The following is a 21,232-nucleotide window of genomic DNA, read 5'->3' on the forward strand; positions in this document are numbered from 1 at the left end:
TCCCCTCGTGAGAACACTGCGCGCCCCCGAGGCGACCCGCTCCAACGCCCTGCACGCCGGGGCGTGGTGGCTGTGGGCGCTGGGTCTGGCGACGGCCGCCTCGCGCACGACGAACCCGCTGCTGCTCGGACTGATCGTCGCGGTGGCCGGGTACGTGGTGGCGGCGCGGCGCACGGACGCGCCGTGGGCGCGGTCGTACGGGGCGTTCGTGAAGCTGGCGTTGTTCGTGGTGGCCGTGCGGACGCTGTTCACGCTGGTCCTGGGCAGTGCGATCCCGGGCACGACGACGCTGCTGACCCTGCCCGAACTCCCCCTCCCCGAGTGGGCGCAGGGGGTGCGGATCGGAGGCCGGGTCACGGTCGAGGAGCTGGTGTTCTCCCTCTACGAGGGCGCCAAGCTGGCCGCGCTGCTGATCTGCGTGGGCGCGGCGAACGCGCTGGCGAACCCGGCGCGGCTGCTGAAGTCGCTGCCGGGGGCGCTGTACGAGGCGGGGGTCGCGGTGGTGGTGGCGATGACGTTCGCGCCGAACCTGGTGGCGGACGTGACGCGGCTGCGGACGGCGCGACGGCTGCGGGGCCGCACGACGGGGGGCGTGCGGGCGGTGCTGCAGATCGGGCTGCCGGTCCTCGAAGGCGCGCTGGAGCGCTCGATCGCGGTGGCGGCGTCGATGGACGCGCGCGGGTACGGCCGTACGGCGCGGGTGCCGGAGGGCGTGCGGCGGACGACGAACGTGCTGACGCTCGGCGGGCTGCTCGGGGTGTGCGCGGGCACGTACGGCCTGCTGGCGGCGCAGGGCGCGGGCTACGGGCTGCCGCTGCTGTGCGTGGGGCTCGCGGCGGCGGTCGCGGGGCTGCGGCTGGGCGGCCGGCGCGCGGCGCGCAGCCGGTACCGGCCGGACCGGTGGGGGGTGCGGGCGTGGCTGGTCGCCGGGTCGGGCGTGGCGGTGGCCGCGGCGATGATCGCGGCGAACGGCTCCGCGCACGAGGCGCTGCACCCCGGGGTGGTCCCGCTGGTGGCGCCGGAACTGCCGCTGTGGCCGGCGGCGGCGGTACTGGTGGGCTTGGCTCCGGCGTGGCTGGCGCCGGTCCCGGAGGAAAGATCATGATCGACTTCGAGAACGTCGCCGTCACGTACGAGGCGAACACGGCCCCGACGCTGTCCGGGCTCGACCTGACGATCCCGGAAGGCGAACTGGTCCTCCTGGTCGGCGAGTCCGGCACCGGGAAGTCGACGCTCCTGGGCACGGTGTCGGGCCTGGTCCCCCACTTCACCGGCGGCACGCTGACCGGCCGGGTGACGGTGGCGGGCCGGGACACGCGCACGCACCGGCCGCGGGAGCTGGCGGACGTGGTGGGCACGGTCGGCCAGGACCCGCGGGCGCACTTCGTCACGGACACGGTCGAGGACGAGCTGGCGTACGGCATGGAGAGCCTGGGCCTGGCGCCGGGGGTGATGCGCCGCCGTGTGGAGGAGACCCTGGACCTCCTGGGCCTGGCGGAGCTGCGGAACCGGCCGATCGCCACGCTGTCGGGCGGCCAGCAGCAGCGCGTCGCGATCGGCTCCGTCCTCACGACGCACCCGAAGGTCCTCGTCCTGGACGAGCCGACGTCCGCGCTGGACCCGGCCGCGGCGGAGGAGGTCCTCGCGGTCCTGCAGCGCCTGGTGCACGACCTGGGCACGACGGTCCTGATGGCCGAGCACCGCCTGGAGCGCGTGATCCAGTACGCGGACCAGGTCCTCCTCCTGCCGGGCGACGGCGAGCGCCCCCGGTTGGGCGCCCCCGAGGAGATCATGGCGATCTCCCCCGTCCACCCCCCGGTGGTGGCCCTGGCCCGCCTCGCCGACTGGCGCCCCATCCCCCTGACCATCCGCAACGCCCGCCGCCTGTCCACCCCCCTGCGCGAGTCCCTGCGGTCCGCAGGCCCGGCCGGCCCGACGCCGACGGCCCACGGCACCCCACCCCGGACCCCGGGCGGGTCGCAGGCCCAGGACGCCGGGGGCGCGGGCCCCGAGGGCTCCTCCGCCACGTCCCGCCCCCGGCAGGGTTTCGGGAAGGGGTGGGGTGGGGGACTTCTCGCCTTCCGGCGACGAGGGCCGCAGCCACCCGTCACCCCCGCCCCCGGCCCCCACACCCCCCTCGTCGACGTCCGCCGCCTCCACGTCCGCCGCGCCCGCGTCGAGGCGCTGCGGCGCGTCGACCTGACCGTCCGCGCCGGCGAGACCGTCGCGCTCATGGGCCGCAACGGCGCCGGCAAGTCGACCCTGCTCGGGAGCCTCGTCGGCATGGTCGCGCCGACCTCCGGGGACGTCGTCGTCGCAGGTCACACCCCCCACCGCAGCGAACCGCGCGAGCTGATCCGGCATGTGGGCCTGGTCCCCCAGGAGCCGCGCGACCTGCTGTACGCGGACACCGTCGCCGCCGAGTGCGCGGCGGCCGACAGCGACGCGGCCGCCGCCCCCGGCACCTGCCGCGCCCTCGTCACCGCCCTGCTCCCCGGCGTCGCGGACGACACCCATCCCCGCGACCTCTCGGAGGGCCAGCGCCTCGCCCTCGCGCTCGCCGTCGTCCTGACCGCCCGGCCCCCGCTGCTGCTCCTGGACGAGCCGACCCGCGGTCTCGACTACGCCGCGAAGGCCCGCCTGGTCGAGGTCCTGCGCGGGCTGGCGGCCGAGGGCCATGCCATCGTCCTCGCCACGCACGACGTGGAGCTGGCCGCCGAGCTGGCCCACCGGGTGGTGATCCTCGCCGGCGGTGAGGTCGTCGCCGACGGCCCGACCGCCGAGGTCGTGGTCTCCTCGCCCGCCTTCGCCCCGCAGGTCGCCAAGATCCTCGCCCCGGCGCCCTGGCTCACCGTGGCCCAGGTGAGGGAGGCGCTCCGGTGAGCGCCACCACACCCCGGCCCCTCCGGCTCGGGGTCCGCTCCGCCGCCGCGATCGCCCTGATCTCCGCCCTCGGCCTGATGGCCTTCGGCTGGCCGCTCCTCGCCGACGCCGACTCCGCCGTCACCGATCACGCCGCCGACGCCCCGTGGCTCTTCGGCGCGCTGCTCCCGCTCCTCGTCGCCGTCGTCGTCGCGACGGTCTCCGAGTCCGGCATGGACGCGAAGGCCGTCGCCATGCTGGGCGTGCTCGCCGCAGTGGGCGCCGCGCTGCGCCCGCTGGGCGCGGGGACGGCCGGCCTGGAGCCGATGTTCTTCCTGATGGTCCTGAGCGGCCGCGTCCTCGGCCCCGGCTTCGGCTTCGTCCTGGGTTCGGTCACGATGTTCGCCTCCGCGCTGCTCACCGGCGGCGTCGGCCCGTGGATGCCGTTCCAGATGCTCTCGATGGCCTGGTTCGCCATGGGCGCGGGGCTGCTCCCGGCCGGCCCCCGTCTGCGCGGCCGGGCCGAACTGCTGCTCCTCGCCGCCTACGGCTTCCTCGCCTCGTTCGCGTACGGCGCGATCATGAACCTGCAGGGCTGGCCCATCGTGACCGGCGTCGGTTCGGGCGCGTCGTTCGAGCCGGGGGCTCCGGTCCACGAGAACCTGCTGCGCTTCGCGGTCTACTACGTCACGACCTCGCTCGGCTGGGACCTGGGCCGCGCCACTCTTACCGCCGTCCTCACCCTGACCGTCGGCGGAGCGCTCCTGAAGGCCCTGCGCCGGGCGACGAGGCGGGCGAACTTCGAGGCCCAGGTCACATTCGAGGCCCCTGAGAGGGCCCTGCGCGGTGAGGCGCCCCACAGGACCCAGGTCACATTCGACCCGGAGTAGTAGGTCCGACGGGCTCTGCGGACGGCTCTCCCGATACCTGCCGAGACCCCCATATCACCGGCCCATCCGCCACCATTCCGACATTTCACCACCCTTGCGCCCAACCCCCCATCTGCGAACCTTCCTCGTACATGGGGGGCATTGCCAGCCCTTCCCGGCCCTGCTTCTCTGGAGTCGTCGCCGGGCAGCAGCGCACTGAGCGCAGCGCCCCGGACAGGCCACCTCCTCCAGTTCCCGGAGCTCCCGGGCTCTGGTTCCGGCTTGTCCGAAACGCCCGGCGGCAGCCCTTGTCCCCGACGTTAGGTCGCGTTTTGTTCCGCTCCATCGCCACCCGTGCCAACAACCGCAAGAAGACCCTCGCCGTCTCCGCAGCCGTGCTGCTGAGCGCCTCGGGTGCAGTGCTTGGCACGACGGCCTCGGCCTCGGCCGCTCCCGCCGACGCGAAGACGATCGCCAAGAAGATCGTCCCGGCTTCGCAGTTCGCGTCGTTCAGCAAGATCGTGGAGCACGAGTCGGGTTGGAACCCCACCGCCACCAACTCCTCCAGCGGCGCGTACGGCCTGGTCCAGGCCCTGCCGGCGTCCAAGATGTCGTCCGCCGGCTCCGACTGGAAGACGAACCCGGCCACCCAGATCAAGTGGGGCCTGAACTACATGAACGAGCGCTACGGCTCCCCGAACGGCGCCTGGGCGTTCTGGCAGGCCAACGGCTGGTACTAAGAGCCCCGGCTCCCAGCCCTCACCGACGCGACCGCAAGGCCCCGCCTCCCCTCGGAGGCGGGGCCTGCGGCGTCTTCTCCTACGTGCGTCACAGCCGCTGACGGCGTCAGAGCCGCCGAGTGCGTCACAGCCGCTGGATGATCGTTCCCGTCGCCAGCGCCCCGCCCGCGCACATCGTGATCAGCGCGAACTCCTTGTCCCGCCGCTCCAGCTCGTGCAGCGCCGTCGCGATCAGCCGGGCCCCGGTCGCGCCGACCGGGTGCCCGAGGGCGATCGCGCCGCCGTTGACGTTGACCTTCTCCAGGCCGTCCAGGTCCGCGGCGAACTCCTGCGCCCAGCTGAGCACCACGGAGGAGAACGCCTCGTTGATCTCCACGAGGTCGATGTCCCGCAGCGACATCCCCGCCTTGCCCAGCACCGCCCGCGTCGCGTCGATCGGACCGTCCAGGTGGTAGTGCGGGTCCGCCCCGACCAGCGCCTGGGCGACGATCCGGGCGCGCGGCTTCAGCTTCAGGGCGCGGGCCATCCGCTTGGACGCCCACAGGATCGCGGCCGCGCCGTCGGAGATCTGCGAGGAGTTGCCGGCCGTGTGCACGGCGGTCGGCATGACCGGCTTCAGGCGCGCCAGCGCCTCCATCGAGGTGTCCCGCAGTCCCTCGTCCCGGTCGACCAGCCGCCACATGCCCTGCCCGGCGGCCTGCTCCTCCTCCGTGGTCGGCACCTGTACCGCGAAGGTCTCCCGCTTGAAGCGCTCCTCGGACCAGGCGATCGCCGCCCGCTCCTGGGAGAGCAGCCCGAGCGAGTCGACGCGCTCGCGGGTGAGGCCGCGCCGGCGGGCGATGCGCTCGGCGGCCTCGAACTGGTTGGGCAGGTCGACGTTCCACTCGTCGGGGAACGGCTTGCCCGGCCCGTGTTTGGAACCGGAACCCAGCGGCACCCGCGACATGGCCTCGACGCCGCACGAGATGCCGACGTCCACCACCCCCGCAGCGATCATGTTCGCGACCATGTGGCTCGCCTGCTGGGAGGAGCCGCACTGGCAGTCGACGGTCGTGGCGGCGGTCTCGTACGGCAGTCCCATCGCCAGCCACGCGTTGCGCGCCGGGTTCATGGACTGCTCGCCGGCGTGGGTGACGGTGCCGCCGACGATCTGCTCGACACAGTCGGGCTGGATGCCCGTGCGGCCGAGGAGTTCCCGGTAGGTCTCGCCCAGGAGGTAGGCGGGGTGCAGGTTGGCGAGCGCGCCTCCGCGCTTGCCGATGGGGGTGCGTACGGCTTCGACGATGACGGGTTCCGCGGCCATGAGCTCGTCCTCTCCTCGCACTCGCGTGCAGTTCCGTGCGCTCCGGCGGGGCGTCCCGGCGCCTCACCGAGTAACTAGTACGTGTTCTAGTTCTCTGTGCAGTCTTATGACTGCTACCCCGGGTACGCAAGGGTCGTGCACGGCCCTTGCCGCGCCCCTCGGCCCCACCTCCCGCGCCCGACGTGCAGCAACGCGCATAGACCCGCGCCGTCGCACACCAGTCCGCCCCCTCCCCCCGCAACAGTTCCCGCCATGGCTCTTGCCACTTGTAGAACTCGTTACTACCTTTCCGGGCAACTTCTGACGGGCCATCAGACATGGAGGGTGCCCGCGATGCTCTGCCCCCACCTCCCCGAAGGGTTCGACGCCACCGACCCCGACCTGCTCCAGAGCCGTGTCCCCTTCCCGGAGTTCGCGACCCTGCGGCAGACCGCGCCCGTCTGGTGGTGCCCGCAGCCGCGCGGGATCACCGGCTTCGACGACGAGGGGTACTGGGCCGTCACCCGGCACGCCGATGTCAAGTACGTCTCCACACACCCCGAGTTGTTCTCCTCCACCGAGAACACCGCCGTGATCCGCTTCAACGAGCACATCTCCCGGGACCAGATCGACGCCCAGAAGCTGATCATGCTCAACATGGACCCGCCCGAGCACACCCGCGTCCGCCAGATCGTCCAGCGCGGCTTCACCCCCCGGGCGATCCGCACCCTGGAGGCGACCCTGCGCGAGCGCGCCCGCGCGATCGTCGCCGAGGCGAAGCGGAGCGCGGCGGCGGACGGCTCCTTCGACTTCGTCACCCGGGTCGCGGTGGAACTCCCGCTCCAGGCCATCGCCGAGCTCATCGGCGTCCCCCAGGAGGACCGCTCCCGGATCTTCGACTGGTCGAACAAGATGATCGCCTACGACGACCCCGAGTACGCGATCACCGAGGAGATCGGCACCGAGGCCGCCATGGAGCTCATCGGCTACTCGATGAACATGGCCGCGGACCGCAAGAAGTGCCCGGCGCAGGACATCGTGACCCAGCTCGTCGCCGCGGAGGGCCAGGGCAACCTCTCCTCCGACGAGTTCGGCTTCTTCGTGCTGCTGCTCGCGGTGGCCGGGAACGAGACCACGCGCAACGCCATCAGCCACGGCATGCACGCCTTCCTCACCCACCCCGACCAGTGGGAGCTGTTCAAGCGGGAGCGGCCGGCCACCGCCGCCGAGGAAATCGTCCGCTGGGCCACACCCGTGGTCTCCTTCCAGCGCACCGCGACCCAGGACACCGAGCTGGGCGGGCAGAAGATCAAGAGGGGCGACCGGATCGGCCTGTTCTACTCCTCCGCCAACAACGACCCCGAGGTCTTCGGGAACCCCGAGGTCTTCGACATCAGCCGGGACCCCAACCCGCACCTCGGGTTCGGCGGCGGCGGGCCGCACTTCTGCCTGGGCAAGTCGCTCGCGATCCACGAGATCGAGCTGATCTTCAACGCCCTCGCCGACGAACTGCCCGATCTGACCCTTGCGGGCGAGCCGCGCCGGCTGCGCGCGGCCTGGCTCAACGGAATCAAGGAACTCCAGGTCCGCATCCCGACGACCTGAGCGACGAGATCGACTTCGACGGCCCGTGGCCGGAACCGATTGCTCCGATCGGTAGTCTCACACCCCATGATGCGGGGCAGACAAAGAATCCTCACACTGGTGTTCGCGCTCCTGGCGCTGCAGCTCGGCTCGCTGGTCGCTCCGGCGTACGCCTGCGGCTGCGGCGCCATGGTGCCCGGCCGCAACCAGCAGATCGGCGTCGACGAGGAGACCTCGGCGGTGCGTTTCAACGGCCGTACCGAGCAGATCGTCATGCGCTTCACCGTGCGCGGCAACGCCGAACAGGCAGCGTGGATCATGCCGGTGCCCTCCCGGGCCGACGTCGAACTCGGCGATCCACGGCTGTTCGACGACCTCGACTGGCTGACCCGGCCCGAGGAGAAGCACCGGTACTACTTCTGGCCGCGGAGCGGGGACTGGCCGTTCGCGGACGTCGACGGCGCGGGCGCGGCCCCGCTGCCCGGCGATTCCCAAGGCGGCGTCGGCGTGGTGGGGCAGGAACGCCTCGGTCCGTTCGACGTGGCGCGGCTGACCGCCACCGACCCCACGGCACTGAGCGACTGGCTGAAAAAGAACGGTTTCGAACTGTCCGGGGACCTGAAGGACGCGCTGCGGCCGTACGTCGACCTGAAGTGGGAGTACGTCGCCGTCAAGCTCGCCCCCGAGGAGCAGGGGCAGCTGGCCGGCGAGCTCGACCCGCTGAAGATCCGCTTCGCCACGCACGAACTCGTCTACCCGATGCGGCTGTCCAGGCTCGCGAAGACCCCGCAGTCCCTGCGCCTCTTCGTTCTCGCCGACCACCGCATGGAGCCGCAGTCGGACCTGGGCGGCGACAAGCCGGAGGTGGCCTTCGCCGGCCGGATCACGGCCCCGGAGGGCCCCGTGGCGGCGCTCACCGACGGCGAGCCGGCCTACCTGACCGAGATCGAGCACGAGTTCCCCCGACCCGCGAAGATCAACAGCGACCACGTGCTGCGTGTGGCCGATACCGACACCCCGTACCGGAAGGCTTACTACACCAACCGGCTGCTGACCGTCGGCGACGGGATCCCGGTCTGGCTCCTCACGGTGGGCGGCGTGCTCGCCGCGGCGGCCGGAGCAGTCGTGGCGGTACGGGTGCGGCGACGGCGCGCTGAGGTACGTTCGACGGCATGACCCAAGATCAATGGACTGATGTCGACGGCTACTTGACCGACCTGCTCGCTCCGGCCGACGAGGCCCTGACCGCCGCGCTGGACGACAGCACGGCGGCCGGGCTGCCGGCCATCGCGGTGGCCCCCAACCAGGGCAAGCTGCTCAACCTGCTGGCGTCCGTGCAGGGCGCGCGGAACATCCTGGAGATCGGCACCCTCGGCGGCTACAGCACGATCTGGCTGGCCCGGGCGCTGCCCGCGGACGGCCGCATGGTCTCCCTCGAGTACAACCCGGACCACGCCGACGTGGCCCGCGCCAACCTTGCGCGGGCCGGCCTGGACAAGGTCGTCGAGGTCCGCACCGGCGCGGCCCTGGACACCCTGCCGCGGCTGGAGGAGGAGGGCGCGGGCCCGTTCGACCTCACGTTCATCGACGCGGACAAGGTGAACAACCCGCACTACGTCTCCTGGGCCCTGAAGCTCTCCCGCCCGGGCAGCCTGATCATCGTCGACAACGTGGTCCGCGAGGGCCGGGTCGCCACGGCGCACCCGGACGACCCGGCCGTCACCGGCACCCGCGACATGTTCGACCTGGTCTCCCGCGAGCCCCGCCTCGACGCCACCGCCATCCAGACGGTCGGCGTCAAGGGCTACGACGGCCTGCTGATCGCCCGCGTGGTCGCCTAGCCACCCCTCGGGCACACCGGACCGCCGCCGGCGAAGAGCACCGTCCCGCCGGCGGCGGGCGTGGGATACGTTGCCCGCCATGACCGAACTCGGCACCGCTGTCTGGCCGCCCGCCCCGATGAAGACCGAACGGCTCGTGCTCCGCGGGTCCGAGGCCCGGGACCGTGCGGCGTTCATCGAGCTGTTCGCCTCGCCGGAGGTGGGCGCCCACATCGGCGGCCCACGGCCGCGCGACGAGCTCGAACGCGCGGTGCCCGAGGTGCCCGGGCGGCGTCCCGGCCTCTTCGTGATCGAACGCGACGGAGCGATGATCGGCATGATCACGCTCGATCGACGCGACGCGGGGCGTCCGGGTCACGTTCGACCGGACGCCCAGGAGGCCGAACTCGGCTTCATGCTCCTGCCGGAGGCATGGGGGCGCGGGTACGCCGGCGAGGCGTGCGCGGCGGTACTCGACTGGTTCGCGGACGCGCTTCCCGGCGAGCCGGTGGTGCTCTGCACCCGGACCTCCCACGAGCGCGCGCTGCGCCTCGCCGCGAAGCTGGGGTTCACCGAGGTGGAGCGGTTCGAGGAGTACGGCGCCGAGCAGTGGTTCGGCGTGCGGCTCCCGGTCACGCCGACACCCCGCATGGTGTCCTGACCGGTTCCGCACCCTGCCCTCAACAACCCTGTGGACAAGGCGAGTTGAGGGCAGGAAAGCCCTTTGACCGCTTGTGGATCACCTCGTAGCGTGACGCCGACCTGATTGACAGACCCACCCAGGGGGATCACGCAATGCGACGTATGACCAAGGTGACGGTGCAAGGACTGGTGGCCTCGCTCGGGCTGACCACATGCCTGGTGGTGGGCGCCAGCCCGGCCCAGGCGGCCGTCTACGACTGCAGGGCCTCGTTCAACAACGAGGACAACCTGGCCGTCACCCACTGCTACGGGGGCTTCGGCCGGTACCGGGTGAAGGCCACGTGCGCCTCGCCCACGTACCCCTACTCGATCAACATCTACGGTCCCTGGGTGACCCGGGAGTCCGGCCGGCCCGAGGCGCCGTCCTCCCTCGTGGACGGCGACCGGCACAACTGCCACATCACCGGCGCCTCGACGTTCGTCTAGTACGGATCACTCGCCCCCCGGCGCGCTCGACCGCCAGCCCGCGAACAGCGGAAGGGCGCCGGTCGCGTCGAGGACGGCGAAGCCGAAGGGGCGGTCGAAGGCGATGCGTTCGACCCGCCGGAGCTGCGGCGCGGCGGTCCGGCTGCGGGTCATCACGACCGCGGTCGCGGCCGCCGCCTCCACACCCTCCTCGGCGACCCGCACATACGCCTCCTGCGCCGCGTCCGAAACGTACAGCGGCTCCGGGGACAGGCGGGAGAAGTCGGCCCGCTCCCGGTCGGTCGCCTCGGTGACGCCGAGCGCGGCCAGCTGGGCGTGCACGTCGATGACGGTACGGACGGAGAACCGCGGCAGCGCGAGCTCGATGCCCTCGGCGGCGAGCGGCGTACGACGGGCCGGCTCCGCCCAGGCGGCCGGCAGCGCCTCCGCCGGCCCGTCCCGATCCTCGCCCAGCACGAACCGAACCCGCAGGGCGCCGCCCTCCGGCCCCTCGCAGGGCAGCTCCACGACGGTCGCCCCGCCGACCCGCCAGGCCCACGAGGCGGGCAGCAGCCGGTGCATGGTGGGAACGGCGGAGGTGTCGCCGTACCCGTCGGTGAACGGCGCGTCGCAGGTGCGCGCGGGATCGAACCGGGCCTGCCAGACGGCCTTCAGGGCGAGCGCGTTGACAAGGACGAGCGCGGCCCCGGCCCCGATCGTCAGCGGCAGCCGCTCGATCATGCCGTCGGTCGCCGCCCGCACCCACGCGTCGACGGGCTCCTGCCCCTGCAGCACCCCGAACCCGACCCCGGGCAGCGCCTCCCGGTACGCCTCGCGCACCGGCACCCGGCTCCACACCCCGGTCGCCACGGCCACCGCCCCGCTCGCGTCCAGCACCCGCGACACCCCGGTCACCGCCGCGGCGGCCTCCTCGCCCGGCACGCCCACCAGCTCGGCCAGCTCCTTCGCCGTGCCCCCGCCCGCACCGGCCGCCACCGCCCCGAGCGCCAGCCACAGCCCGGCGGGCGAGCACACGAAGTCGTCGTCGCCGAGCCGTGGCAGCCACCGCGAGGCAAGCGCCCGAACGGCGACCGCCGGAAGGGCGGCCTGAGCGGGAGAGGTCTCCGCAGCGGTCATATCCTGCCTTTCATGAGCATCGTGAAGATCAACGTCCTGACCGTCCCCGCCGAGCAGCGCGAGGTCCTGGAGCAGCGGTTCGCCTCGCGGGCCGGCGCCGTGGAGGGCTCCGACGGCTTCGAGTGGTTCGAGCTGCTGCGCCCCGTGGAGGGCACCGACCAGTACCTGGTGTACACCCGCTGGCGCAGTGAGGAGGACTTCCAGAACTGGATGAACGGTTCCATGAAGGCCGCGCACCAGGGCACCGCGGGCGGCGAGGGCGGGGCCGAGCGTCCGAAGCCGGCGGCGACCGGTTCGACCCTGTGGTCCTTCGAGGTCGTCCAGCAGGCCTCCCCCAAGTGACCGTGGCCGCACCGGCGTGGGCGCTGCGCCCGGAGGCGTACGACACGCCGGACGCGACCGCGCTGCGCCGGGACTACTACGACGAGGTGGCGAGCCGGTACTGGAAGCGGCCCGCGACCGGGGCCGAGATCGACGAGGGCCTGACGAACGACGGCGTGGAGCGGCTCGTCCCGCCGACCGGGCAGTTCCTCGTCGGCCGGTACGCGGGCGAGCCGGCGGCCTGCGGCGGGGTGCTGCTCCTTGACTCCGGGCGCGCCGAGCTGACCCGGGTGTTCGTCCGGCCGCCGTTCCGCGGCTCGGGCGCCGCCGGGCTGCTGATGCGCGGCCTGGAGGACGCGGCCCGGGCGCTCGGGGCGCGCCGGATGGTCCTCAACACGCGCCTGGACCTGGTCGAGGCGCGTGCGCTGTACACGAGGCAGGGGTACGCGGAGATCCCGGCGTACTGCGAGGGCCCGTACATGGACATCTGGTACGGCAAGGAGCTCTGACCAGGCCGGCTATGCGCGGTGGTCGCGGGGCGGCTCGGGCGCGGCCGGCCGTTCCGCGTCCGAGCCGCACAGCTCGGCCGTCAGCTCCTCCACCAGCTGAACCAGGTCCGTCGGCCGCTCCGGGCCCCACCAGTCGCCCAGCAGCTCGGCCAGCGACTCCTCGCGCGCCTTCGCCAGCCGGGTCGCGGCCACGACGCCCTCGTCGGTGAGGATCAGCGCCAGGCCCTCCCGGCGCGCGAGCCGGCGCTCCTCCACCTGCCGGGCGGCCTCGGTGATCGCCCGCAGCGGCACCGGCGTGGCATCGGCGAGCCGCGCGGGCTCGACCGCGCCGTGCCGCCGGATGCGCAGCACCAGCCAACTGGCGGCAGGCAGCAGGTCGTACCCGGCCTTCGCGGTGATCTTCTCGTAGACCGCCCTGCGCCCCTCCCGGGAGCCGAGAACGGACAGCGCGCGGGCGCACTCGTCGTACGAGGAGCGCTGTACCGGGTTGGAGGCCAGGGTCTCGCTGGCGTCGGGCGCGGTGACGGAGGCGCGCAGCTTGTCCTCCTTGAGGAACCAGGAGACGACGAAGGCCACCAGGACGACGGGCGCGGCGTACAGGAACACGTCGGTGATGGACGTGGCGTACGCGTGCAGCACGCCGGGCCGCAGCTCGGGCGGGAGTTCGCCGATGACCCGGGGGTCGCCGGAGATCCGGTCGGCGCTGACGCCGGGCGGCAGTTCCTGTCCGGCGAGTGCGGCGTCGAGTTTGGAATCGAGGCGGCCGGTGAAGACCGTGCCGAAGACGGCCACGCCGAAGGACGCGCCGATGGAGCGGAAGAAGGTCGCCCCGGAGGTGGCCACGCCCAGGTCCTCGTAGGGGACGGCGTTCTGCACGACGAGCACGAGCACCTGCATGACCAGGCCGAGTCCCGCGCCGAACACGAAGAACGAGACGCTCATCCGCCAGGTGGAGCTGGTCTCCGTGAGTTCGTTGAGCAGCAGCAGTCCCAGCGCGGTGACGCCGGTGCCGAGGATCGGGAAGACCTTCCAGCGGCCGGTGCGGGAGACGATCTGGCCGGAGCCGGTGGAGGTGATCAGCATGCCGAGCACCATCGGCAGCACGTGCACGCCGGACATGGTCGGGGAGACGCCCTGGACGACCTGGAGGAAGGTCGGCAGATAGGTCATCGCGCCGAACATGGCGAAGCCGACGATGAAGCTGATGACCGCGACGAGCGTGAAGGTCCGGATCCGGAACAGCTTCAGCGGCAGCACGGGTTCGGCGGCGCGCTGCTCCACCCGCACGAACCAGAGCAGCAGCACGGCCCCGAGCACGGCGAGCCCGATGATCTGCGGCGAGCCCCAGGCCCAGGTGGTGCCGCCGAGGGAGGCGACCAGGACGAGGCAGGTGGCGACGGAGGCGATGAGGAAGGTGCCGAGGTAGTCGATGGTGGGCCGGGTGTCGCGGGCCGGGATGTGCAGGGCGGCGGCGATGACGAAGAGGGCGACGACGCCGATCGGCAGGTTGATGTAGAACACCCAGCGCCAGGAGAGGTGTTCGGTGAACAGCCCGCCGAGCAGCGGCCCGAGGACGCTGGTCGTCCCGAAGACCGCGCCGAACAGGCCCTGGTACTTGCCGCGTTCCCGGGGTGACACGAGGTCGCCGACGATGGCCATGGACAGCACCATCAGCCCGCCGCCGCCCAGGCCCTGGATCGCACGGAAGGCGATCAGCTGGAGCATGTCCTGGGCGACGCCGCAAAGGGCGGAGCCGATGAGGAAGATGACGATCGCGCTCTGGAACAGCTTCTTGCGGCCGTACTGGTCGCCCAGCTTGCCCCACAGTGGAGTGCCGGCGGTGGACGCCAGCATGTAGGCGGTGACCACCCAGGACAGGTGCTCCATGCCGCCGAGTTCGCTGACGATGGTCGGCAGGGCGGTGGAGACGATGGTCTGGTCGAGCGCGGCGAGCAGCATGCCGAGCAGCAGCGCGCCGATCGGGATCATGACGCCGCGCCGGCTCCCGGCCTCGTGGGGTGCTCCGCCGCCGAGGGCGGGAGTCCGCAGTTCCTGCACAGGAACCATCCTGGGTGTTCCGTCCCGATACGGCCTGTCGAGCGGCGGTCGCCCGTCGCCCCGTCGTCTGCGGCCTGCATAATCACTGGCAGTTCAAGGGGAGGGAACACAGTGGCCGGATACGCATGTCCTGAATGCGGTAGACCTTCGGGCGAGCAGGGCGGCGGGCCGACGTGCGCCTGCGCCACGGAGGCCTTCGAGCCGTTGCGGATACGCCCGTACGTGAACCTGGAGGCGCCGGACGAGGACGACTCGGCGCATGTGCCGCTGCCGCCCGAGCAGCCGGTCGGCCATCAGGTTTCGGCCACGACCGTACAGCCGGTCGTGGTGCCGCCGGTCATGGCGCCGCTGCCGCCGCAGCCCGCGGCCGCACCGGAGGAGGAGCCGGCCGAACTGACGATGCCGCTGCTGCTCGACCGGGCCGCGTTCGCCGAGGAGCCGGAGCGGGAGCACGGCGGCCGGAAGCGGGGGGTGCTGGTCGCGCTGGTCGCGGCGCTGGCCGTGGCGGGGACCGCGGCCTTCGCCGCCGGGATCCTCGGCGGCGACGAGCCGGTGGACCGGGCCGCGCCCGACGCCACGGCGACCTCGTCGACGGCGAGCATGGTCTCGGAGGCCCCGTCGCCGACCGCGTCGGAGTCCGCGACGGAGTCCGCCTCGCCCTCCGCGTCGGCGTCGCCGACGAAGTCGGCCTCTGCGTCCCCCTCCCCGTCCCGCAAGGCGGCCACCCGGCCGGCCGCGCCGCCGCGGCCCACCGCGAGCTCGTCCGCACCGTCCCGCCCGGCCTCCACGCCGCCGACCGGGGATCCGGAGGACGGCGGCCGCACACTGCGCCACGGCGACTCCGGCCCGGACGTCTCGGAGCTGCAGCGCCGGCTGAAGGAGATCTGGGCGTACAAGGGCCCCGAGAACGGCTACTACGGCGAGCGGGTCGAGGAGGCGGTCGCGGACTTCCAGTCGTACATGGACATCGACGAGGACCCGTGGGGCGTGTACGGCCCGGCGACGCGCGAGGCGCTGGAGGCGGTCACGGAGGGCTGAGCGGGGGGCGGGTGGCGTGGAGGGTCCCCTGTTTTGTATCGTGAAGAAACAAAGTGGTCCCGCCCGTACTCCCTGACCGGCGGGCGGGACCGCTTCGTTCGTCGCACCCGGCTCTCTGGAGACCGCCTCATGCTCACCGCCCGTGCCCTCCTCCTCGACATGGACGGAACCCTCGTCAACTCGGACGCCGTGGTGGAGCGCGTCTGGCGCCGGTGGGCGCTGCGGCACGGGCTCGACCCGGAGGAGGCCCTGAAGGTCGTGCACGGCCGCCAGGGCCACGCCACGATGGCCGCGCTGCTGCCGGACCGCCCGGTCGAGCAGAACCTCGCCGAGAACCGCGAGATGCTCGCCGAGGAGACCGCCGACCTCGACGGCGTCGTCCCCGTCCCCGGCGCCCCCGCCTTCATGGCCGCCCTCGCCGGCCTGCCGCACGCCCTGGTCACCTCCGCCGACGAGGCGCTGGCCCAGGCCCGCATGGGCGCCGCCGGGCTGCCGGTGCCGGAGGTCCGGGTCACCGCGGAGCGCGTGGGCGCCAGCAAGCCCGACCCTGAGGGCTTCCTGAAGGGCGCCGCGGAGCTGGGCGTCGACCCGGCGGACTGCGTGGTCTTCGAGGACTCCGAGGCCGGCATCCGCGCCGGCCGCGCCGCCGGGATGCCGGTGGTGGGCGTGGGCCCGCGCGCTGCGGCCTTCGGACCGGACCTGCACGTGACGGACCTGACGCGGCTGCGCATGGAGCGGGGCGCCGACGGGACGGTACTGCTGAGCGTCGCGGGCTGACCCCGGACGACCCGGATCCCGTAACACGACCGAAGGGGCGCCCCCCGCCTGGGGGGCGCCCCTTCTCGCTCATCAGGTCGCGATGGCCGCGGCCTCAGGGCGCGATCGCCTCGTACAGGCTGAAGCATGCGAGGGCGATCATCAGGCAGGCCGCGATCCGGGTGATCAGCCGGAGCGGCACGTACTTCATCAGCGTCCGGCCGCCCACGATGCCGAGGCCGGCGACCGCCCAGAGCGCGAGGACCGCGCCGATGCCGACGGAGACGGGGTTGTCGTAACGGGCGGCGAGGTTGGCGGTCATGATCTGCGTCAGATCGCCGAACTCGGCGACCAGGATCAGCATGAAGCCCGCGCCGGACACCTTCCAGAAGGACTGGTCGGCCGGGGCCTTGATCTCCTCGTCGTCGCCGTCGTCCTTCTTGAGCAGCAGCATCGCCGCGCCCGCGAGGAACAGCACGCCGACCACGGCCTGCACCAGGCGGTGCGGCAGCAGGGTCAGCACGCTGCCCGCCGCGATCGCGAGGGCGACATGGACGGCGAAGGCGGCGGCGACACCCGCGAAGACGTATGACGCCTTGTAGCGGGTGCCCAGCATCAGCCCGGCGAGGGCGGTCTTGTCGGGCAGCTCGGCGAGGAAGACGACGCCGAAGGCGATCGCCATGATCGTGAAGCTGAGCACGGGCAGGATCCTCAATCGGTAGGGCGCCGCCGCACCGAGAGCTCCGTTTCAGGGGTCGCTTCGGCTCGACGACGCCATGGAACAGACATGGACATCGCGGCCGAAGGTCTCGCTGGCGGGCCTCTGTGACGAGGCCGCCTCCGGGCGCCGGCTGGGGCAAACCCAGCAGTGTGTCGACGGTCCGGCGAAGAGCTACTCCCCTTCTGCTCGCTCAAGCATACGACACCCCCGGCCGCGGCCCCGAGGGCCGAAAGTCCCTTCCCCGCGGCGGGGAGCGGAGTGACCCAGGTCACCACCCCGACGAACCGGACATAGATTCCAGCCAACCCCAAGACGGGGCAGACGAACTGGCGGTACGTCACCGCACCCCTTGATGTGACGTGCCCATGTCGCCACCCTGTTACCCGGCGCACCCCTCGCAGCAACCTCGCGCCGCCACGATGGCCAGGCCGTCCGGTGAACGGCACGGCCAAGGTCCCCCCACCGACAGGGAGTTCGCATGTCCGAGGTCTACGCGCGTCGAGTCGCGCGCCGCATCTCCGTGCTCGCCACCACCGCCGCCCTCACCGTCACCGGCCTCCTGGCCACCGCGCCGACCGCCCAGGCGGCCATGCCCACCCCGGTCAGCGCGGCCACCGCCCGTACCTACCTCGCCTCGCTCACGGTCAAGGCGGAAGGTTCCTCCTCCGGCTACAGCCGGGACCTGTTCCCGCACTGGATCACCCAGTCGGGCGCCTGCAACACCCGTGAGGTCGTCCTCAAGCGCGACGGCGCGAACGTCGTCCAGGACTCCAGCTGCGCCGCGGTCAGCGGCAGCTGGTTCTCCCCCTACGACGGCGCCACCTGGTACGCCGCCTCGGACATCGACATCGACCACATGGTCCCGCTCTCCGAGGCCTGGAAGTCCGGCGCCAACTCCTGGACCACGTCCAAGCGCCAGTCCTTCGCCAACGACCTCACCCGCCCGCAGCTCATCGCGGTCACCGACAACGTCAACCAGTCCAAGGGCGACCAGGACCCGGCCGAGTGGCTGCCCTCCGTCACCTCGTACCGCTGCACGTACGTCCGCGCCTGGGTGCACACGAAGTACTACTGGGGCCTGAGCGTCGACTCGGCGGAGAAGAGCGCCCTGCAGTCCGTCCTGAACGGCTGCTGAGACCCCCTTCAGGAACCCAGAGCCATCCCTCCGTCGTTCCGTCGGCGTCCCTCCATGCGGACGGACGGCGGGGCGACGGAGGGGAGCACTTCATGGCGGCCGGACTCAGACTGGGACCGCTGCTGCGGTACGTCGACGGGGCGGGGGACGGCGACGGGGCGGGGGGTGGCACGGCGACCGTCTGGGTCGAGGCCGACCGCCCCTGCACGGCGCGCGTCCGCTGCGCCGACGGCGCCCAGGGCAGCGCGCGCAGCTTCCAGATCGCCGGGCACCACTACGCCCTCGTCCCGGTGACCGGGCTGACGCCCGGCGTCGCGACCCCGTACGAGGTGCTGCTCGACGACCACCCGGTCTGGCCGCTGCCCGGCTCCACGTTCCCGCCAAGCACCATCCGCGTCCCGGGAGCCTCGACGGGCGCCTCGCCGGACGCCGAGCTGCGGGTGGCGTTCGGGTCCTGCCGCTGGGCGGCGAAGCCCGCCGGCGAGCACGACCCGGTCGGCCCCGACGCCCTGGACACGCTGGCGACGACGCTCGCGCGCACCCTCGCGGCGGATCCGGGCGCGGAGCGGCCCGACGTCCTGCTGCTGCTCGGCGACCAGGTGTACGCGGACGAGACCTCCCCCGCCGTGCGCCGCCGCCTTGCGGCTCGCCGCGACCCCCGGGACCCGCCGGGGACCGAGGTCGCGGACTACGAGGAGTACACCTGGCTGTACGACGAGTCCTGGCGCGACCCCGAGGTGCGCTGGCTGCTCTCCACCGTCCCGAGCTGCATGATCTTCGACGATCACGACGTCGTCGACGACTGGAACACCAGCGCCTCCTGGCTCGTCGGCATGCGGGCCACGCCGTGGTGGCGCGAGCGGATCCTGAGCGGCCTGATGTCGTACTGGGTGTACCAGCACCTGGGCAACCTCTCCCCCGCCGAGCTGGCCGCCGACCCGCTCTACGCCGAGGTGTGCGCGGCCCCGGACGGCACCGAGGCGCTGAGCCGGTTCGCCGCCGAGGCGGACGCCGACCCGGCGCGGGCGAGATGGAGCCACCGTCGGGACTTCGGGCGGACGCGGGTGGTGACGATCGACACCCGCGCGGCCCGGGTCCTCGACGAGGACGGGCGGGCCATGCTCGACCCGGACGAGGCGCGCTGGGTGCGCGAGCAGGTGCTCGACGCGCCGGGCTCGTACGACCACCTGCTCGTCGCGACCTCGCTGCCGTGGCTGCTGCCGCCGCTGATACACGACGCGGAGGCGTGGAGCGCGGCGCTGTGCCGGGGCGGCAGGGGCCGGCGGTGGGCCCGCTTCGGGGAGGACCTGCGGCGGCGCTCGGACCTGGAGCACTGGGCGGCGTTCCCGGCCTCGTTCGACTGGCTGTCGGAGCTGCTGGAGGAGGCGGCGGCGGGCCGGGGGGACGCCCCGTCGACGGTGTGCGTGCTGTCGGGGGACGTCCATCACGCGTACGCGGCGGAGCCGGCGTCCCTCGCCCCGGGGGGAACCCGGCTGGTGCAGCTGACCTGTTCGCCGCTGCACAACGCCATACCGGCCGTGGTGCGGCTCGGGTTCCGCTTCGCCTGGAGCCGGGCGGGGCGGCGGCTGGGGCGGGCGCTGAGGCGTCACGGCCGCGTGGGGAAGCCGTCGTTCGGATGGCGGAGAACCGGAGGTCCGTGGTTCGGGAACCAGTTGATGACACTGACGCTGCGCGGGAGGGCGGCGCGGGTGCGGCTCGACCAGGCGCGGGCGGGCCGGGGGACGGCGAGTGCCCACATGGTGGAAATCTGGAATGTTGAACTTGCAAGCAATGGTCAGGCTTGCCTAACCTGAGGGCCTCGTCGGGTCGTCCCCCCTGATCGAAGGAGTCCCTCCCCCCATGAACGCCCTTGCCTCGCGCCTGAATCAGGCCCAGCCGTACGCGCTCGGCCTGTTCCGCTTCGTCATCGGCCTGCTCTTCGCCTGCCACGGCGCCGCCTCGCTGTTCGGCGTGCTCGGCGGCGCCCAGGGCGGCGGCACCGTCCCGGCCGGCGTCTGGCCGTACTGGTACGCGGCGGTGATCCAGCTGGTCGCGGGTGTCCTGGTGCTGCTCGGCCTGGGCACCCGGATCGCCGCGCTCCTCGCGTCCGGCTCGATGGCCTACGCGTACTTCGTGGTGCACCAGCCGGAGGCCCTGTTCCCGCTGCAGAACGGCGGCGAGTCGTCGGCGATCTTCTGCTGGGCGTTCCTGCTCCTGGTGTTCGCGGGCCCGGGCGCCCTGGCCCTGGACCAGCTGTTCACCAAGCGCGGCACGGCGTCGGACGCGGGCGTGGACGCGGGCTCGGGTGCGGGCTCGGCGAAGGCCTCGGAGCGCGAGGCGGCGACGGTCGCCTGACCGTTTCACAGCAGAACGGGCCGGAATCGCCGCGCGATTCCGGCCCGTTCCGCGTCGCCGTGCGATCACCGCGCGTACGCTCTACGCCTGTGAACCTGCTCGACAGCCTGGCGCCGCTCACCGCGGGCCCGTGGATCTACGCGGCGATCTCCGCGTCCATCCTGCTGGACGTGTTCCTGCCGGTGCTGCCGAGCGGCGTCCTGGTGGTGACGGCGGCGACGGCCGCAGCCGCCGCGGCGACGGTGACCGCCGTCCCGTCCGCCGCGTCCGTGCCCTCCGTGCCCGCCCTGCTGCTGTGCGCGGCCACGGCGTCGGTGCTCGGCGACCTCGGCGCGTACCGCATCGCCCGGCGGGGCGGCCTGGACCGTGTACTGGCGCGTTCGCGCCGCCTGCGCAGCGCGCAGGAACGTCTCGGCAGCGCGCTGGCGCACGGCGGCGGGGCCCTCGTCGTCCTCGCCCGCTTCGTGCCCGCCGGGCGCTCGGTGGTCTCCCTGGCGGCGGGCGCGGCGGGCCGTCCGGTGCAGGACTTCCTGCCCTGGTCCGCCCTGGCGGGCGTGGCCTGGGCGGCGTACAGCGTGGGGCTCGGCTACGCCGGCGGCCAGTGGCTCGGCGCGACCTGGCTGGGCGCGGCGGCCTCCGTCCTGGCGCTGTTCCTCGCCGGGACGCTGGCCGGCTACGTCATACGGCGTCCGGCACCGGCGCAGGCTTCCTGAGCCCGCGCACCTCCAGGTGCTCCAGGAGGGCGCGGGTGGCATCGGCGATCTCGTCGACGGCCCGGTCGAAGACCTCCTGGTTGTGCGCGGCGGGCGCACGGAAGCCGGAGACCTTGCGGACGTACTGGAGGGCGGCGGCCCGGATGTCGTCCTCGGTGGCCTCGTGGGGCAGGACGGGCGGACGGAGCGTCTTGATGCTTCGGCACATGCTTCCAGTGTGCTCCA

The 21,232-nt window shown here is 72.9% G+C and carries 22 protein-coding genes; 17 read left to right on the forward strand and 5 right to left on the reverse strand.

The features are described from left to right. Positions 1–7: 7 nt before the first annotated feature. The 4 genes from ACGFMM_RS01935 (at position 8) to ACGFMM_RS01950 (ending at position 4,471) form a co-directional block, all read left to right on the forward strand. The gene (locus tag ACGFMM_RS01935) at positions 8–1,105 is read left to right on the forward strand and encodes an energy-coupling factor transporter transmembrane protein EcfT (protein WP_393642200.1); all 1,098 of its coding nucleotides are present in this window, start codon (positions 8–10) and stop codon (positions 1,103–1,105) included. After that, positions 1,102–2,883, forward strand: a complete 1,782-nt coding sequence (locus ACGFMM_RS01940; protein WP_393642201.1) for an ABC transporter ATP-binding protein — start codon at positions 1,102–1,104, stop codon at positions 2,881–2,883. Before ACGFMM_RS01935 ends, ACGFMM_RS01940 begins: the two co-directional genes overlap by 4 nt. Continuing rightward, positions 2,880–3,752, forward strand: a complete 873-nt coding sequence (locus tag ACGFMM_RS01945) for an ECF transporter S component (protein WP_393642203.1) — start codon at positions 2,880–2,882, stop codon at positions 3,750–3,752. Before ACGFMM_RS01940 ends, ACGFMM_RS01945 begins: the two co-directional genes overlap by 4 nt. Before the next feature lie 311 nt (positions 3,753–4,063). After that, a complete protein-coding gene (locus ACGFMM_RS01950) occupies positions 4,064–4,471 on the forward strand; it encodes a transglycosylase SLT domain-containing protein (RefSeq protein WP_393642205.1) in 408 nt (135 codons plus the stop codon). A gap of 124 nt (positions 4,472–4,595) precedes the next feature. Here ACGFMM_RS01950 and ACGFMM_RS01955 read toward each other — a convergent pair whose 3' ends face one another. Further along, complete coding sequence (locus tag ACGFMM_RS01955) at positions 4,596–5,774, reverse strand: steroid 3-ketoacyl-CoA thiolase (RefSeq protein WP_393642207.1); 1,179 nt, start codon at positions 5,772–5,774, stop codon at positions 4,596–4,598. Between the two features lie 333 nt (positions 5,775–6,107). Here ACGFMM_RS01955 and ACGFMM_RS01960 point away from each other — a divergent pair, with 333 nt between their 5' ends. The 5 genes from ACGFMM_RS01960 (at position 6,108) to ACGFMM_RS01980 (ending at position 10,285) form a co-directional block, all read left to right on the forward strand. Further along, on the forward strand, positions 6,108–7,358 hold the full coding sequence (locus tag ACGFMM_RS01960; RefSeq protein WP_393642209.1) for a cytochrome P450: 1,251 nt from the start codon (positions 6,108–6,110) through the stop codon (positions 7,356–7,358). A 69-nt stretch (positions 7,359–7,427) separates the two neighbouring features. Continuing rightward, the gene (locus ACGFMM_RS01965) at positions 7,428–8,513 is read left to right on the forward strand and encodes a DUF2330 domain-containing protein (protein ID WP_393642786.1); all 1,086 of its coding nucleotides are present in this window, start codon (positions 7,428–7,430) and stop codon (positions 8,511–8,513) included. After that, complete coding sequence (locus tag ACGFMM_RS01970) at positions 8,510–9,178, forward strand: O-methyltransferase (protein ID WP_393642210.1); 669 nt, start codon at positions 8,510–8,512, stop codon at positions 9,176–9,178. Before ACGFMM_RS01965 ends, ACGFMM_RS01970 begins: the two co-directional genes overlap by 4 nt. Before the next feature lie 79 nt (positions 9,179–9,257). Further along, a complete protein-coding gene (locus ACGFMM_RS01975) occupies positions 9,258–9,818 on the forward strand; it encodes a GNAT family N-acetyltransferase (RefSeq protein ID WP_393642211.1) in 561 nt (186 codons plus the stop codon). A 143-nt stretch (positions 9,819–9,961) separates the two neighbouring features. Next, positions 9,962–10,285: a hypothetical protein gene (locus tag ACGFMM_RS01980; protein WP_393642213.1), complete on the forward strand. Its 324-nt coding sequence runs from the start codon at positions 9,962–9,964 to the stop codon at positions 10,283–10,285. 6 nt (positions 10,286–10,291) lie between these two features. Here ACGFMM_RS01980 and ACGFMM_RS01985 read toward each other — a convergent pair whose 3' ends face one another. Next, the gene (locus ACGFMM_RS01985) at positions 10,292–11,401 is read right to left on the reverse strand and encodes a serpin family protein (RefSeq protein ID WP_393642214.1); all 1,110 of its coding nucleotides are present in this window, start codon (positions 11,399–11,401) and stop codon (positions 10,292–10,294) included. A gap of 12 nt (positions 11,402–11,413) precedes the next feature. Here ACGFMM_RS01985 and ACGFMM_RS01990 point away from each other — a divergent pair, with 12 nt between their 5' ends. Continuing rightward, positions 11,414–11,743 carry an antibiotic biosynthesis monooxygenase family protein gene (locus ACGFMM_RS01990; protein WP_393642216.1) on the forward strand — a complete coding sequence of 110 codons (330 nt, stop codon included), beginning with the start codon at positions 11,414–11,416 and terminating at the stop codon, positions 11,741–11,743. A 2-nt stretch (positions 11,744–11,745) separates the two neighbouring features. After that, entirely contained in the window at positions 11,746–12,231 is a 486-nt protein-coding gene (locus ACGFMM_RS01995) for a GNAT family N-acetyltransferase (RefSeq protein ID WP_393642788.1), read from the forward strand. Positions 12,232–12,240: 9 nt separating this feature from the next. On the opposite strand, the gene ACGFMM_RS02000 is transcribed toward ACGFMM_RS01995, so the two are convergent. Continuing rightward, positions 12,241–14,298 (reverse strand): DHA2 family efflux MFS transporter permease subunit, encoded by a 2,058-nt coding sequence (locus ACGFMM_RS02000; protein ID WP_393642218.1) that lies wholly within the window; start codon positions 14,296–14,298, stop codon positions 12,241–12,243. 195 nt (positions 14,299–14,493) lie between these two features. Here ACGFMM_RS02000 and ACGFMM_RS02005 point away from each other — a divergent pair, with 195 nt between their 5' ends. Together ACGFMM_RS02005 and ACGFMM_RS02010 are read left to right on the forward strand one after the other, a co-directional pair. Continuing rightward, positions 14,494–15,327: a peptidoglycan-binding protein gene (locus ACGFMM_RS02005; protein WP_393642220.1), complete on the forward strand. Its 834-nt coding sequence runs from the start codon at positions 14,494–14,496 to the stop codon at positions 15,325–15,327. A 129-nt stretch (positions 15,328–15,456) separates the two neighbouring features. Continuing rightward, entirely contained in the window at positions 15,457–16,104 is a 648-nt protein-coding gene (locus ACGFMM_RS02010) for an HAD-IA family hydrolase (RefSeq protein ID WP_393642221.1), read from the forward strand. A gap of 94 nt (positions 16,105–16,198) precedes the next feature. On the opposite strand, the gene ACGFMM_RS02015 is transcribed toward ACGFMM_RS02010, so the two are convergent. Continuing rightward, on the reverse strand, positions 16,199–16,783 hold the full coding sequence (locus ACGFMM_RS02015) for a TMEM165/GDT1 family protein (RefSeq protein WP_393642222.1): 585 nt from the start codon (positions 16,781–16,783) through the stop codon (positions 16,199–16,201). A 499-nt stretch (positions 16,784–17,282) separates the two neighbouring features. Here ACGFMM_RS02015 and ACGFMM_RS02020 point away from each other — a divergent pair, with 499 nt between their 5' ends. The 4 genes from ACGFMM_RS02020 (at position 17,283) to ACGFMM_RS02035 (ending at position 21,007) form a co-directional block, all read left to right on the forward strand. Then, the gene (locus tag ACGFMM_RS02020; protein WP_393642223.1) at positions 17,283–17,939 is read left to right on the forward strand and encodes an HNH endonuclease family protein; all 657 of its coding nucleotides are present in this window, start codon (positions 17,283–17,285) and stop codon (positions 17,937–17,939) included. A 92-nt stretch (positions 17,940–18,031) separates the two neighbouring features. Continuing rightward, on the forward strand, positions 18,032–19,753 hold the full coding sequence (locus tag ACGFMM_RS02025) for an alkaline phosphatase D family protein (protein WP_393642224.1): 1,722 nt from the start codon (positions 18,032–18,034) through the stop codon (positions 19,751–19,753). A gap of 46 nt (positions 19,754–19,799) precedes the next feature. Continuing rightward, the gene (locus tag ACGFMM_RS02030) at positions 19,800–20,294 is read left to right on the forward strand and encodes a DoxX family protein (protein WP_393642225.1); all 495 of its coding nucleotides are present in this window, start codon (positions 19,800–19,802) and stop codon (positions 20,292–20,294) included. Positions 20,295–20,389: 95 nt separating this feature from the next. Further along, on the forward strand, positions 20,390–21,007 hold the full coding sequence (locus ACGFMM_RS02035; protein ID WP_393642790.1) for a DedA family protein: 618 nt from the start codon (positions 20,390–20,392) through the stop codon (positions 21,005–21,007). On the opposite strand, the gene ACGFMM_RS02040 is transcribed toward ACGFMM_RS02035, so the two are convergent. After that, the gene (locus tag ACGFMM_RS02040; RefSeq protein WP_393642227.1) at positions 20,973–21,215 is read right to left on the reverse strand and encodes a DUF2277 domain-containing protein; all 243 of its coding nucleotides are present in this window, start codon (positions 21,213–21,215) and stop codon (positions 20,973–20,975) included. The two genes, ACGFMM_RS02035 and ACGFMM_RS02040, sit on opposite strands and share 35 nt — an antisense overlap. Positions 21,216–21,232 lie beyond the last annotated feature (17 nt).

The sequence above is a fragment of the Streptomyces sp. NPDC048604 genome (assembly GCF_043199435.1).
In the GTDB taxonomy this organism is placed as follows: domain Bacteria; phylum Actinomycetota; class Actinomycetes; order Streptomycetales; family Streptomycetaceae; genus Streptomyces.